The sequence below is a fragment of the Actinoplanes subglobosus genome, assembly GCF_042650585.1.
Taxonomy (GTDB): Bacteria; Actinomycetota; Actinomycetes; order Mycobacteriales; family Micromonosporaceae; genus Actinoplanes; species Actinoplanes subglobosus.
This window is the reverse complement of sequence record NZ_JBHSBL010000018.1, coordinates 371,640-385,023: the sequence shown is the minus strand read 5'-3', so window position 1 is coordinate 385,023 and position 13,384 is coordinate 371,640. Positions and strand designations below refer to the sequence as shown.

General features: G+C 70.7%; 11 protein-coding genes. 4 read left to right on the top strand and 7 right to left on the bottom strand.

Features of this window, described 5'->3' with window-relative positions; all coding sequences use genetic code 11:
- Window position 1: 1 nt before the first annotated feature.
- Window positions 2-316, top strand: coding sequence for an STAS domain-containing protein (locus ACFO0C_RS23640; RefSeq protein ID WP_378068837.1), 315 nt, complete (start codon window positions 2-4; stop codon window positions 314-316).
- On the opposite strand, the gene ACFO0C_RS23635 is transcribed toward ACFO0C_RS23640, so the two are convergent.
- From ACFO0C_RS23635 to ACFO0C_RS23605, 7 genes are all read right to left on the bottom strand, one after another.
- Window positions 303-3,842, bottom strand: a complete 3,540-nt coding sequence (locus ACFO0C_RS23635; protein ID WP_378068836.1) for a SpoIIE family protein phosphatase — start codon at window positions 3,840-3,842, stop codon at window positions 303-305. The two genes, ACFO0C_RS23640 and ACFO0C_RS23635, sit on opposite strands and share 14 nt — an antisense overlap.
- Before the next feature lie 73 nt (window positions 3,843-3,915).
- Window positions 3,916-4,650: a gamma-glutamyl-gamma-aminobutyrate hydrolase family protein gene (locus ACFO0C_RS23630; RefSeq protein ID WP_378068835.1), complete on the bottom strand. Its 735-nt coding sequence runs from the start codon at window positions 4,648-4,650 to the stop codon at window positions 3,916-3,918.
- Window positions 4,635-5,348, bottom strand: coding sequence for a gamma-glutamyl-gamma-aminobutyrate hydrolase family protein (locus tag ACFO0C_RS23625; protein ID WP_378068834.1), 714 nt, complete (start codon window positions 5,346-5,348; stop codon window positions 4,635-4,637). Before ACFO0C_RS23625 ends, ACFO0C_RS23630 begins: the two co-directional genes overlap by 16 nt.
- Window positions 5,349-5,519: 171 nt before the next feature.
- A complete protein-coding gene (locus tag ACFO0C_RS23620; protein WP_360324316.1) occupies window positions 5,520-6,284 on the bottom strand; it encodes a 3-oxoacyl-ACP reductase in 765 nt (254 codons plus the stop codon).
- On the bottom strand, window positions 6,285-7,646 hold the full coding sequence (locus ACFO0C_RS23615; protein ID WP_378068833.1) for an aldehyde dehydrogenase family protein: 1,362 nt from the start codon (window positions 7,644-7,646) through the stop codon (window positions 6,285-6,287).
- A 16-nt stretch (window positions 7,647-7,662) separates the two neighbouring features.
- Window positions 7,663-9,009: a glutamine synthetase family protein gene (locus tag ACFO0C_RS23610; protein ID WP_378068832.1), complete on the bottom strand. Its 1,347-nt coding sequence runs from the start codon at window positions 9,007-9,009 to the stop codon at window positions 7,663-7,665.
- 13 nt (window positions 9,010-9,022) lie between these two features.
- The gene (locus ACFO0C_RS23605; protein WP_378068831.1) at window positions 9,023-10,519 is read right to left on the bottom strand and encodes an amino acid permease; all 1,497 of its coding nucleotides are present in this window, start codon (window positions 10,517-10,519) and stop codon (window positions 9,023-9,025) included.
- A gap of 586 nt (window positions 10,520-11,105) precedes the next feature.
- Here ACFO0C_RS23605 and ACFO0C_RS23600 point away from each other — a divergent pair.
- Genes ACFO0C_RS23600 through ACFO0C_RS23590 form a run of 3 tightly spaced genes read left to right on the top strand, consistent with a single transcriptional unit; the run spans window position 11,106 to window position 13,369 of the window.
- Entirely contained in the window at window positions 11,106-11,432 is a 327-nt protein-coding gene (locus ACFO0C_RS23600; RefSeq protein WP_378068830.1) for a MerR family transcriptional regulator, read from the top strand.
- Window positions 11,433-11,465: 33 nt separating this feature from the next.
- Window positions 11,466-12,710 (top strand): sensor histidine kinase, encoded by a 1,245-nt coding sequence (locus tag ACFO0C_RS23595; protein ID WP_378068829.1) that lies wholly within the window; start codon window positions 11,466-11,468, stop codon window positions 12,708-12,710.
- Complete coding sequence (locus ACFO0C_RS23590) at window positions 12,707-13,369, top strand: response regulator (protein WP_378068828.1); 663 nt, start codon at window positions 12,707-12,709, stop codon at window positions 13,367-13,369. Before ACFO0C_RS23595 ends, ACFO0C_RS23590 begins: the two co-directional genes overlap by 4 nt.
- Window positions 13,370-13,384: the final 15 nt, after the last annotated feature.

Here is a 13,384-nt window from a genome sequence, read left to right as displayed (position 1 = left end):
CGTGGATCAAGAGGGTGCGGACCCCGGTTTCTCCGCGGTCGGCGAGGTGGCCGGCGACCGCGTCACCGTCACGGTGACCGGCGAGGTCGACATGGCGACCGCCGGCGCGCTCTTCCAGACCGCCACACCCGACGGCGTGTCGGCCGCGACCGTCGACCTGCGGGCGGTCACCTTCTTCGACTCGGCCGCCATCCACACGCTGGTCCGCCTGGTGGACCACTACGCGGGGGCGATCGAGGTGTTCCCCTCCGACCGGGTGCGGCGGGTGCTCGACATCTCCGGTCTCGGCGGGCAGCCCTGGCTCAGGGCCGGCTGAGCGGTCTCCGCAGGGTCACCTCGGTGCCCTCGGTGGAGCGGTGCACCGACAGTTCGGTGAGCGCCCCGATCAGGGCCAGCCCGCGGCCGCGGAACCCGGCGTCGCCGGCGGGCCGCCAGCCACCGGTGTCGCGGACCGACACGAGCACCGCGTCCTCCAGCAGCGACGCCGTCACGGTGATCACTGGCTCGGCCGGGTCGACCGGGTGCTCGATGGCGTTCGCCGCCGCCTCGGAGACCGCCACCACCAGGTCGAAGGCGTCGGCCTCGGGCACCCGGTGCGCGGCCAGGAAGTCCTCCAGCCGCCGCCGGAGCACGGACAGCCGGCCCGGTTCGGCGGGCAGCCGCAGCACGAACTCGCGGGGTTCGGTCACCTCGAGCGCGACCAGGGCGATGTCGTCCCGCCGGACCTGCTGGGCCGCCTTGGCCAGCAGCGCGTCCAGCAGGTCGTCGACGTGCCCGGCCGGTTCTGCGACGTCGGCGGTGAGCTCGGCGAGACCACTGTCGATCCCCTGCCGGCGGTCCTCGATCAGGCCGTCGGTGTAGAGCAGGAGCCGCGCCCCGGCGGTCAGTTCGGTCACCCGTGTCGGGTATTCGACGACCCCGAGGGCGCCGATCGGCGGGCCGAGCGCGGAGCCGTACAGGAAGGTGCCCTGTGCCCCGGCCGGGATCAGCACCGGTGACGGGTGCCCGGCAGAGGAGTAGCTCATCCGCCGGGTCCGCGGGTCGAAGCCGACACAGAGGACCGTCGCGAACTGCCGCCGGCCCAGCGTGTCGACGAGCCGGTTGAGGCGGCTCAGCGCGGTGCCGCAGTCGAAGCCCTCCAGCAGATAGGCGCGCAGCGCGTTGCGCAGCTGACCCATGCCGGCCGCGGCCTGCACGCCCTTGCCCACGACGTCGCCGATGACCAGGAACAACTCGCCGTCCGGGCCGGCGATGACGTCGTACCAGTCGCCGCCGACGCGGGCCTCGCTGCTGCCCGGCACATACCGCCCGGCCACGATGGCGCCCGGCACCCGCGGCAGTGACTGCGGCAGCAGGCTGTGCTGCAGGGTGGAGGCGATCCGGTGCTCGGTCTCGTAGAGGCGGGCGTTGGCCAGACGGAGCCCGACCAGGCGGGCCAGCTGGGTGAGCACCACCGGCTCAGCCGGTACGCCCGGACCGGCCCACACCCGCAGCTCGCCCAGTGGCGGGCCGGTGGTGGCCGGCAGCGGCAGGATCAGGTCGGGCGGCACGGATCCCGCGGCGCCGCCGTCCCGTTCGGCCCGCCCGTCCGGGGTGGTCAGCACGACCCGGCCGGCCGACGTCATGGCCAGCACGTGCCGGGCCGCGACCTCCAGCACCTCGGTCGTGGTGGACACGGCGTTGAGGGCGGCGGCCGCGTCGACCAGCCCCCGCAGCCGGCTGACGGTCTCCCGGCGCAGCTGGCCGAGCTCCAGGTTGGCACGGACCCGGGCGGTCAGCTCCCGGGTGGAGAACGGCTTGGCCAGGTAATCGTCGGCGCCGGCGGACAGACCCTCGACCGCCGACTCCTCGCCGGCCCGGGCGGAGAGCACGACGATCGGGACATCCCGGGTACGTGGATCCGCGCGCAACCCCGCGATGAGGCCGAATCCGTCCAGCCGGGGCATCATCACATCGGTCAGCACCAGGTCGAACTGCTGCTCCCGGGCCAGTTCCAGGGCGTCGGTCCCGTCCACCGCGGTGACCACGTCCCAGTACGGCCCGAGCAGCCGGGCCACGTGCTCCCGCAGGTCGGCGTTGTCGTCGGCGAGCAGGATCCGCCCGCCGGTCCCGCGGTGCACCGGCTGTGGGGCGGCCGGACCGTCCCCGGCCCACCAGGTCGCCTCGTCGACCCAGAGCCGTGGCTCGACCGGGTCGCCGGACGGTGCCGGGTCGTCGCTGAGCCGCTCCGGCGGCAGGTGGGCGGTGCCGAACGGGATCCGCACGGTGAACTCGCTGCCGCGGCCCGGACGGCTGCGCACCCCGACCGAGCCGCCGTGCAGCCGGGCCAGCTCGCGGACCAGCGCCAGACCGATCCCGGTGCCCTCGTGGCTGCGTGACCAGGCCCCGGTGACCCGATGAAAACGGTCGAAGAGCAGGGTCTGCTCGGACTCGGGGATGCCGACGCCGGTGTCGCGGACGGACAGCACGGCGTGGCCGTCCTCGGCGCCCACCCGGACCTCGACACCACCGGCGCGGGTGAACTTGACCGCGTTGGAGAGCAGGTTGAAGACGATCTTCTCCCACAGCTCGTGGTCGACGTGGACCGTCTCGTCCAGCGGCGGGGCGTCCACGGTCAGCGTCAGCCCGGCCCGTTCGATGGCCGGCCGGAAGGTGCCCGCCAGCCGCGCGGTGTGCCGCGCCAGGTCGGTGGGCCGGTAGACGGCCGCCATCCGCCCGGACTCCATCCGGGAGAAGTCGAGCACGGTGTTGACCAGTTTGAGCAGCCGCAACGCGTTACGGTGCATCGGCTCCAGGCGGTCCCGCAGCGACCCGTCCGGAGCCGGGTTCTCGATCAGATCCTCCAACGGCCCGAGGATCAGGGTCAGCGGGGTACGGAACTCATGGCTCACGTTCGAGAAGAAGTCGGTCTTCGCCTGATCGAGGGCGGCGAGCTCGGCGGCCCGGCGGCGCTCCTGCTCGTAGGCCCGGACGTTGGCCACCGCCCGGGAGATCTGCGCCGCCGCCAGGTCGAGGAAGTCGCGGTAGCCGCCGTCCAGTGCGAGGTAGCGGCTCACGCCGAGGACCAGGGCACCGACCGTTTCCGCGCCCACGCCGATCGGCAGCGCCAGGGCCTCGGCCGCCGCGGCCGGCGCCGGTGTGGTCAGCTCGGCCAGCGGGACCGGGCCGGGCCGCCCGCTGGTGATGACGGCCCGGATCGCCGGATGGGTGTCGTCGTCGAGGACCAGCGCGGCGTAGGGCACGTCCTCGGCGTTGCCGGTGAGCACGGCAGCCGCCTCGGCGGCGAGGGCGGCCTGATCAGGCGAGTCGGCGAGCCGGCGGCCCAGAGCGCTGAGGGTCCGCACCCGGCGCTCGCTGAGGACCCGGGCGGTCGTCTCGGTGACGATGCACAGCACGCCGCCGGGTACCCCGTCCTCGGAGCGGATCGGGTCGTAGGAGATGTCGAAGTAGGTCTCCTCGACGAACCCGTACCGCTCGATCATGAACAGGTGATCGCCGGCGTAGAACGACCGGTCGCCCGCGATCACCCCGTCGAACAGCTCGTGCAGCACGTCCCAGACCTCGGCCCACAGGTCGCGGCCGGGCCGTCCGAGGAACCCGGGGTGTTTGCCGCCCAGCACCCCGGCGTAGGCGTCGTTGTAGAGCACCACGTACTCCGGGCCCCAGAAGACGATGATCTGGGCACGGGAGGCGAGCATCGTGGCAACCGCGTCGACCAGCTCCGGCGGCCAGGACGACGGATCACCCAGCGGGGTGCCGGCCCAGTCCAGAGAGGACATCCGGGCGCCCATCTCGCCGCCCCGATCGAAGGCGTTGCGGAGCCGCCTCGGCAGGGCGCCCATACGCATGCCTCCTAGACGTCCCACACGTCCCGCTTCCGGTGGCACGTTAACACCGGTCCGGTGCTCCCGCTCGTCAGGCGGCGATCACGCGGGCCCGGGCCGACGCCTCCGCCAGGGCGGCGAACGAACGCAGGTCGGAGGTGCGCTCCGGGTGCCACTGCACGCCGAGGGCGAAGGCCCGGCCGGGGTGCTCGACGATCTCGATCACCTGGTCGTCGGGGCACCAGCCGACCGGCAGGAACTCACCCGGGTCGGCGATCGCCTGATGGTGGAACGAGTTCACCGTGAGGGTGCGGCCGAAGAGCCGGTGCGCCGCACTGCCCTCCTCGAGGACCACGTCGTGCCGGCCGTAGTCGGAGGCTCCGGCGGCCAGCGGGTCGGTGCCGGCCGCGGCCCGGTGGCGCTCGTGACCGACCAGGTCCGGCAGGTGCTGGTGCAGCGAGCCGCCGGTGGCCACGGCCATCATCTGCATACCCCGGCAGACGCCGAGCATCGGCAGGCCGGCCTCCAGCGCGGCACGCATCAGCATCAGCTCGGAGGTGTCGCGGACGGTGTCGACCTCGGTCGCCGGGTGCCGCGGGGCGCCCCAGAGGGCCGGGTCGATGTCGCCGCCGCCGCAGAAGACGATGCCGTCCAGCGAGTCGAGCACGTCGGTGCCCGGATCGTCCGGGGTGATCAGGACGGCCCGGCCGCCGGTGGCGTGCACCGCCTTCACATAGTTCATCGGCAGCATCGCGGCCATCAGGTCGTTCCGGCCGTGGTGGATCTGCTCGGCGTAGGCGGTGAGTCCGATCAGCGGTCTGCGCATGCTTGTGTGAGCTCCTTCGATGCCGCCGCCACCAGGGCCCCGAAGAGCCGCCGGTCCCGGCTCACCTCCGGATGCCACTGGACACCGAGCACGAAACGCCGCTCCGGGTCCTCGACCACTTCGGGCAGGCCGTCGGCGGCCCGCCCGGTGACGGTCAGCGAGCCCGGATCGGCGACGCCCTGGTGGTGGAAGCAGTTGATGGTCAGGTCCTCGCCCATCAGGGCGGCGATCCGGGTGCCCGGGTCGAGCACGACCTGCTGCGAGCCGTAGACGCCCGGCGCCGGCCGGTGCTTCTCGTGGCCGAGCAGGTCGGGCAGGTGCTGGTGCAGGGTGCCGCCGGCGGCGACGGTGAGCAGCTGCATGCCCCGGCAGACACCGAGGACCGGCAGGTCCCGGTCGAGGGCGACGCGGAGCAGGGTCAGCTCGCCGGCGTCCCGGTCCGGCTGGGCGACGGTGTGCGGGCCCGGCTCCTGGCCGTACAGCGACGGCTGGAGATCGGCGCCACCGGCCAGCACCAGTCCGTCCAGCCGGTCGAGCACGTCCGCGTCGAGATCGTCCGGCGGCAGGATCACCGCGCGGCCACCGGCGAGCCGGACCGCCTCGGTGTAGTCGTACGGGACCAGCGCGGTCGGGAGATCGGTCCAGACGCCCCAGCCGGCGGGCAGCACATAGGACGTTATGCCGATGATCGGACGCATCGCACCACCGTAATCACATGCGCGCGGCGCCGGAGAACCGGCGCCGCGTCACGGGCCCATCTGTCCCACCTACACGGGGATCGACCCGTGCCGGCGGGGATTCGACCCCTAACACCTCGTTTGAACTGGGTGTATAGGGCTTCCATCTCCACCGTAGCGGGTCGGTAAACATCACAGCGGAGTTACGTACGCTCCGGTGATACCGCCGTCGACGACGAACTGCGAAGCGGTCATGAACGACGCGTCGTCACTCGCCAGGAAGGCGACGGCCGCGGCGATCTCGTCCGGTTCGGCGAACCGGCCCATCGGCACGTGCACCAGCCGGCGGGCGGCCCGCTCCGGGTCCTTGGCGAAGAGCTCCATCAGCAGCGGGGTGGCCACCGGTCCCGGGCAGAGCGCGTTGATCCGGATGCCCTCGCGGGCGAACTGCACGCCCAGCTCCCGGGTCATCGCCAGCACACCGCCCTTGCTGGCGGTGTAGGCGATCTGCGAGGTGGCCGCACCGAGCAGGGCGACGAACGACGCGGTGTTGATGATCGAGCCCTTGCCCTGCCGCTGCATGTGCGGGATCGCGTACTTGCAGCAGAAGAAGACGCTCGTGGTGTTGACCTTGAGGACACGCTCCCACGCGTCCAGGCCGGTGACCAGGATCGAGTCGTCGTCCGGCGGCGAGATGCCGGCGTTGTTGAAGGCGATGTCGACCCGGCCGTGCCGCTCCGCGACGCCGTCGAAGAGAGCCTTGACCTGCTCCTCGTCGCTGACGTCACAGGCCACGAACTCGCCGCCGACCTCCTCGGCGACCGCTTTGCCAGCTTTGTCAGAAATATCAACACAGACTACGAAAGCACCCTCGGCGGCGAAGCGCCGCGCGGTGGCCAGCCCGATTCCACTGCCGGCGCCGGTGATCACGGCGACCCGGTCCTGCAAACGCTCCACTTAGTCTCCCGTAGCCAGGAACACGTTCTTCACGTCGGTGAAGGACAACAGGGCGTCCGGACCCAGCTCACGGCCCAGGCCGGACTGTTTCATGCCACCGAACGGCGTCCAGTAGCGCACCGAGGAGTTGCTGTTGACGCTCAGCGCGCCGGTCTCCAGAGCCTGCGAGACGCGCAGCGCCCGCCCCACGTCCCGGGTCCAGAGCGAGCCGGACAGGCCGTACTCGGTGTCGTTGGCCAGCTCGATCGCCTCGGCCTCGTCGCGGAACGGCAGCACGCTGACCACCGGCCCGAAGATCTCCTCACGCCAGTGCCGGTCCGTCGTCGACCCGGCCAGCAGCACGGTCGGCGGGAACCACCAGCCGTCACCCGATGGAGCCGATCCCCGGAACGCCACGTCCGCGCCATCCAGGAAGGACGCGACGGAGTCCCGCTGGCCGGAGGAGATCAGCGGTCCCATCTCGGCCGCGTCGTCCGCCGGGTCCAGGACACGGAACGAGCGGACCGCGGGCTCCAGCAGCGCGAGGAACTTGTCGTAGACCGAGGCCTCGACCAGGATCCGGGATCGCGCGCAGCAGTCCTGGCCCGCGTTGTCGAAGACCGCTCCGGGCGCGGCGGCCGCGGCGGCCTCCAGGTCAGCGTCGGCGAAGATCACGTTGGCGCTCTTGCCGCCCAGCTCCAGGGTCACCCGTTTCACCTGGTCGGCGCAGCCCGCCATGATCGACTTGCCGACCTCGGTGGACCCGGTGAAGCAGACCTTGCGGACCGCCGGGTGGGTGACGAACCGCTGTCCGACGATCGAGCCCTTCCCCGGCAGCACCTGGAACACGCCCTCCGGCAGACCGGCCTCCAGCGCCAGCTCACCGAGCCGGATCGCGGTCAGCGGGGTCAGCTCGGCCGGCTTGAGCACCACCGTGTTGCCGGCCGCCAGCGCGGGGGCGAAACCCCAGCCGGCGATCGGCATCGGGAAGTTCCACGGCACGATGATCCCGACCACACCGAGCGGCTCGTGGAAGGTCACGTCGACGCCACCGGCCACCGGGATCTGCCGCCCGGACAGGCGTTCCGGCGCGCCCGCGTAGTAGTTCAGCACGTCGCGGACGTTGCCGGCCTCCCACCGGGCGTTGCCGATGGTGTGACCCGCGTTGCGTACCTCCAGCTGTGCCAGCTCTTCGAGATTTTCCTCGACCACCGCCGCGAAGCGCCGCAGAAGCCGGGCCCGGTCCCCGGGCGACACCCGGCGCCACTCACCGAAGGCTTTCCGGGCACGGTCGATGGCGGCATCGGTCTCTTCCAGACCCAGCGACGGTACGGTCGTGAAGACCTCTCCCGTCGAGGGGTTGATCACATCTGTAGTCCCCACGCCAAGATCCTCACACTCAGAGGCGCTCGAATCCACGGCGCAACTCCCAGTCGGTCACCGCCGCGTCGTAGGCCGCCAGTTCCACCCGCCCCATGTTCGCGTAGTGGGCCACGACGTCCGCCCCGAACGCGGTATCCGCCACCGAACTGTCCTCCCAGAGCGTGGTCGCCTCCCGCAGGGTCCCGGGCACCCGGCCGGCGCTCTCGTCCTGGTAGGCGTTGCCGCGGAACTCGTCCTCCAGCGACAGCTCGTTCTCGATGCCGTGCAGCGCGCCGGCGACCAGGGCGGCGATCGCCAGGTACGGGTTGACGTCCCCGCCCGGCACCCGGTTCTCCACCCGCATGCCCTGCCCGTGCCCGGCGATCCGCAGCGCGCAGGTCCGGTTGTCGACGCCCCAGCGCAGCGCGGTCGGCGCGAAGGAGCCCGGCTGGTAGCGCTTGTACGAGTTGATGTTCGGCGCGAAGAGCAGGCTGAACTCGCGCATCGTGGCGAGCAGCCCGGCCAGCACCCGCTGCCCGGTGACGCTGAGATGGGCCGGCCCGTCGCCGAGCATCGCCGACCGCCCGTTCTCGTCGCGCAGCGAGAAGTGGATGTGACAGGAGTTGCCCTCGCGTTCGTTGGGCTTGGCCATGAAGGTGAGCGCCATGCCCTCCTGGGCGGCGATCTCCTTCGCCCCGTTCTTGTAGATCACGTGGTTGTCGGCACTGGTCAGCGCGTCGGCGTAGCGGAAGGCGATCTCGTGCTGGCCGAGGTTGCACTCGCCCTTGGCGCTCTCCGGGATCAGGCCGGCGCCGTACATGTCGTTACGGATCCGGCGCAGCAGCGGCTCGACACGGGCGGTGCCGAGCAGCGAGTAGTCCACGTTGTACTGGTTGGCCGGCGTCAGGTCGCGGTAGTTCCTGGTGAACGCCTGCTCGTAGCTGTCCTTGTAGAGGACGAACTCCAGCTCGGTACCGGCGTAGGCGGTCAGTCCGTGCGCCGCCAGCCGGTCGAGCTGGCGGCGCAGGATCTGCCGGGGTGACACGAGCACCGGCTGCCCGGCGGTGTCGAGCAGGTCGGCGAGGACCAGCGCGGTGCCGGGCTGCCACGGGACCCGGCGCAGCGTGCTGAAGTCGGGCTTCATCACGAAGTCGCCGTAGCCGGTGGACCAGGAGGACATCTCGTAGCCGTCGACGGTGTTCATGTCCACGTCGACAGCGAGCAGGTAGTTGCATCCCTCGCTGCCGCCGGAGACCACCTCGTCCAGGAAATACCGTCCGTGCAGCCGCTTGCCCTGCAACCGGCCCTGCATGTCGGTCAGGGCCAGCACCACGGTGTCGATGCTGCCGTTGTCGACGGAGACGTCGAGCTCCTCGAGATCCATGTGTTCAGTCCTATCAGTCGGTGGACTCGCCGTGGGCGGCCTTCTCCAGGAGGTTCTGCTTCGGCCCGGTGAACCACTTCCGGGCACTGGCGAACCACCAGATCGCGGCCGCCCCGAGCACCACCGCCACGGCGACGATCGTGTAGTTGAACGTCTCCGCGTTGATCGGGCTGCTGGGCGGCAGCACGAAGAGCACGCAGATGATCCCTACCCAGACGATCGCGATCCAGCCGATCGGGGCGCTCCATTTCCCGAGATTCCACGGGCCGGGCTGGAAGTCCGGGTTGAGCCGGCGCAGCAGGACCGGACCGACGTAGGCGATGTAGAGGCCGATCACCGCGATCGAGGTGGCCGCGAAGTACGCGACGGTGTTCCAGAGCGACGGCAGCACCAGGATCGTGGAGAGGGTCACGCACAGCCAGATGGAGTTGGTGGGCGTACCGGTGCGGGGATTGACCTTCTTCCAGATACTCGATCCGGGGATCGCGTCGTCACGAGCGAAGGCGTAGGACATCCGGGAGTTGGCGGTGACCGACGCCATGCCACAGAACCACTGCGCGACCATGCAGATGAAGAGCAGGAACACGCCCAGGTCGTGGCCGACCGCGTCGATGAAGATCTGCGCCGGCGGCAGGCCGAGCTCGGTGCCGAGCGCGCCCTCGTAGTCCTGAATGGACCAGGTGATCGCGACCAGGAGCACGAAACCGGCGATCACCGAGACGATCACCGACATCACGATGCCCCGGGGCGCGGCGTTGGCGGCGTCGTGGGTCTCCTCGGCGACGTGCGCGGAGGCGTCGTAGCCGGTGTACGTGTACTGCGCCATAAGCAGGCCCATGAGCACCGCGTAGACGCCCGCCCCGGCGAAGGTGAACCCGGTCGCGTTGTAGACCTCGGTGAACACCTCGGAGATGGGTTTGTGCTGGTCGGGGACGACCGCGAGGATGCCGACGATCACCGCGACACCGATCAGGTGCCACCAGGCGCTGACGTCGGAGAGGACCCGCACCAGGTTCACGCCGAAGGTGTTCAGCAGCCCGTGGACGACGATGATGACCAGGAAGAGCAGGAAGGTGGAGGTCGCCGTCACCTCCAGGCCGAAGGTCAGGCTGAGGAAGGCCGCGGTGGTGATCGCCGCGCCGAAGTCGATGGCCGCGGTGACCGCCACCTCGCCGAGGAAGTTGAACCATCCGATGAACCAGGCCCAGGCCGGCTTGTTCCTCTTGGCCAGCGCGGCGGCCCACCAGTAGAGGGCGCCCGCGGTCGGATAGGCCGAGCAGACCTCGGCCATGGCCAGCGCCACGAAGGTCACCATGACGCCGACGAAGAGCCAGCCCAGGGTGATCGCGACCGGGCCACCGGCCTTCATGGCGATGCCGTACGAGGTGATCGCCCCGGCCAGGATCGAGATGATCGAGAACGAGACGGCGAAGTTGGAGAAGCCGGACAGCCGGCGGTGGAGTTCCTGTTTGTAGCCGAGTTGGGCGAGTCTTTCCTCGTCGGTGCTCATCGGGATGCCCCCTACACACGAAGGACTGTGACCTGAGCCACTGCTGCGGTCATGATCGCTCCGCCGTGTTACGGCAGTCAATGCACAGGGTTAATTGCGTTGCCGCGTCCGGCCCGCGGGGCGATCCTTGATGAGAGCGATCCCTCGGCCGGGATCCGCTGTGGACACCTCTCCGCCGATGGCGGTGCGGGGCGCGGTCACCTCTCTCTTCCTCAGCGCCCGCCCCGTGCCGCCATCGCATCGATGCAAGTGTTTTCGCAGCTCGGCAGGCCTTTCATCTAAAAAATCTACAGCGGCGACTCTAGAAATTTCGCTGGCGGAGGCCTACATTGGGTTTGTCGGTCACGGCCGACAAGCAACTGGCACAGTCGCTGAGTTGGAGAAGGAGGACGAGATACCGCAGCAACGCGTAATCACGTTGTCCCCGACCCGACAAGAGGTGATCGCAGCCGATGCCCATCACTCTGGTCGACTGCTAGCGGCACGCAGCCGGTCGACCACATGCGCCGGCAGAGTCCGGCACCAGAATTGAAAAGCCAGGGCCCCGGTTACCCGCCGGGGCCCTGGTCTGTGGCTGGATAGACACATGGACCGCGACAGTCCGGTGTTCAGCATGGGCCGCGCCGCCGAGACACTCGGGGTGACGGCCGCTTTTCTGCGCAGTCTCGACGAGGCCGGCCTGATCGAGCCGGAGCGCTCGGCCGGGGGCCACCGCCGCTACTCCCGCCACCAACTCGACCTCGCCGCCCGCGTCCGGGTGCTGCTCGACCAGGGATTCCTGCTCGCCGCCGCCTGCCGGATCGTCACCCTCGAGGACCGCCTCGAAGCCGCACACCACCACATCCGCGAGCTCGGCGGCACGATCACCCCCGATCAGGACGCGAGCATCCCCACACAGACCCGGCGCGGCTGACCCGTTCTTGCCCGTTCGTGACATGGTCTGCCCATGCCATCGGTGAACCTCGACGACTGGGTACGGCCCGGCCCGACCGCGGCCCAGCGGCGCACGGATGTGTGGATCGGGCTGGCCGTCGGCGCGGTCGCCCTGGTCAACCTCTTCCTCACCCGCCACCTCAACACGCTCGACCCCGGCCGGGTGGCTCCCGTGCCCGAGCAGATCTGCTGGGTGCTGGCCATCACGCTGCCACTGGCGCTGCGACGGGCGTACCCCGATGTGATCGCCGTCGTGATCGGCGCCGCCTTCATCGGTGGTCAGGTCCGCGGCTCGCAGGAGCAGCAGGTCACCATCGGTGTGCTGTTCGCGGCGATCTACGCGCTGGGCGCCTGGGGCCGCAACCGGAACCGGGCCCGGATCCTGCGGCTCGGCATCATCGGCGCCATGTTCGCCTGGCTGGTGATCGTCTTCGTGTTCTTCGCCGGCGGCATCGGCGGCCCCGCCGAGCGGGCCTCGCTGGCGTTCAACTGGTTCGTGGTGAACTCGGCGTTCTTCGCCTTCAGCTACCTGATGGGCGACGCCGCCTGGCAGCACGTGCGGCGCAGCCATGCCCTGGAGGAGCAGGCCGCCGAGTTGCGGGCCACCCAGGAGATCGCCGCCGAGCGGGCGGTCCTCGGCGAACGTGTCCGGATAGCGCGTGAGCTGCACGACGTCGTCGCCCACCACGTCTCGGTGATGGGAATCCAGGCGTCGGCCTGCCGCCGCGCGCTCGACAAGGACCCGGCCCGGGCGCGGACCGCGCTCGCCGCTGTCGAGGAAGGTGCCCGCACCGCCGTCGACGAGCTGCGCCGCATGCTCGGCGCCCTCCGGGCCAGCTCCGCCACCACCGAGGAGGTGGTGCCCAACGCCGGCGTCGACCGGCTGGAGGAGATCACCGACCGGGCCCGGGAGGCCGGGCTCACGGTGCGCTACGCCGTCTACGGTGAACCGGTGCCGCTGCCCGAGTCGCTGTCCCAGGCCGCCTACCGGATCGTCCAGGAAGCGGTCACCAACACGCTGAAACACGCGCACGCGCACACCCTCGACGTCCGGATCCGGTATCTCAGCGGCGGGATCGAGCTCGACGTCACCGACGACGGGCGGGGCGGGTCCGGATCCGGGTCCGGCGGGATGGGCCTGGTCGGCATGCGGGAGCGGGTGGCGGTGCACGACGGCGCCCTCGAGCACGGGCCGCATCCCGACGGCGGCTACCGGGTGCGGGTGCGGTTCCCGTACCAGGCGGGAGCGGTCCGGTGACGGTCACGGTCCTGCTCGCCGACGACCACCAGCTCGTCCGGACCGGCTTCCGGGTCATCCTCGAGATGGAGGACGACATCACCGTCGTCGGCGAGGCCGCCGACGGTGCCCAGGCGGTCGAGATGGCCCTGCGGCTGCGGCCCGACGTGGTGCTGATGGACGTCGAGATGCCCGGTGTCGACGGTCTGGAGGCGACCCGGCGGATCGCCGCCGACGGCGGCCCGTCGGTGCTCATCCTCACCACCTTCGACCGCGACGACTACCTGTTCGCGGCGCTGCGGGCCGGTGCCAGCGGCTTCCTGCTGAAGAACGGCACCCCGGAGGCCCTGACCGAGGCGGTACGGGTGGTCGCCTCCGGTGAGGCGCTGCTCGCCCCGGCCGTCACCCGGCGGGTCATCTCCACCTTCACCACCCCCAACACCACGGGGGTACGCCTCGACCAGCTGACACCCCGCGAGCACGAGGTGCTGGTCCTGCTCGCCGGAGGGGCCACCAACGCGGAGATCGCGACGACCCTGCGCCTGGGCGAGACGACGGTGAAGACGCACGTCAGCCGGATCCTGATGAAGGTCGGCGCCCGCGATCGCACCCAGGCCGTGGTGCTGGCGTACGAGCTGGGGGTGGTCCGTCCCGGCGGCGAGGGTCCTTCTGGAGGATGACGTCCCCGAGCCGGA

What these genes read in the sequence shown, in the direction of transcription:
- ACFO0C_RS23635 (WP_378068836.1), bottom strand. Translation starts at nt 3,842, where the DNA reads ATGGGCGCCCTGCCGAGGCGGCTCCGCAACGCCTTCGATCGGGGCGGC.
- ACFO0C_RS23630 (WP_378068835.1), bottom strand. Translation starts at nt 4,650, where the DNA reads ATGCGCAGACCGCTGATCGGACTCACCGCCTACGCCGAGCAGATCCAC.
- ACFO0C_RS23625 (WP_378068834.1), bottom strand. Translation starts at nt 5,348, where the DNA reads ATGCGTCCGATCATCGGCATAACGTCCTATGTGCTGCCCGCCGGCTGG.
- ACFO0C_RS23610 (WP_378068832.1), bottom strand. Translation starts at nt 9,009, where the DNA reads ATGGATCTCGAGGAGCTCGACGTCTCCGTCGACAACGGCAGCATCGAC.
- ACFO0C_RS23605 (WP_378068831.1), bottom strand. Translation starts at nt 10,519, where the DNA reads ATGAGCACCGACGAGGAAAGACTCGCCCAACTCGGCTACAAACAGGAA.
- ACFO0C_RS23600 (WP_378068830.1), top strand. Translation starts at nt 11,106, where the DNA reads ATGGACCGCGACAGTCCGGTGTTCAGCATGGGCCGCGCCGCCGAGACA.
- ACFO0C_RS23595 (WP_378068829.1), top strand. Translation starts at nt 11,466, where the DNA reads ATGCCATCGGTGAACCTCGACGACTGGGTACGGCCCGGCCCGACCGCG.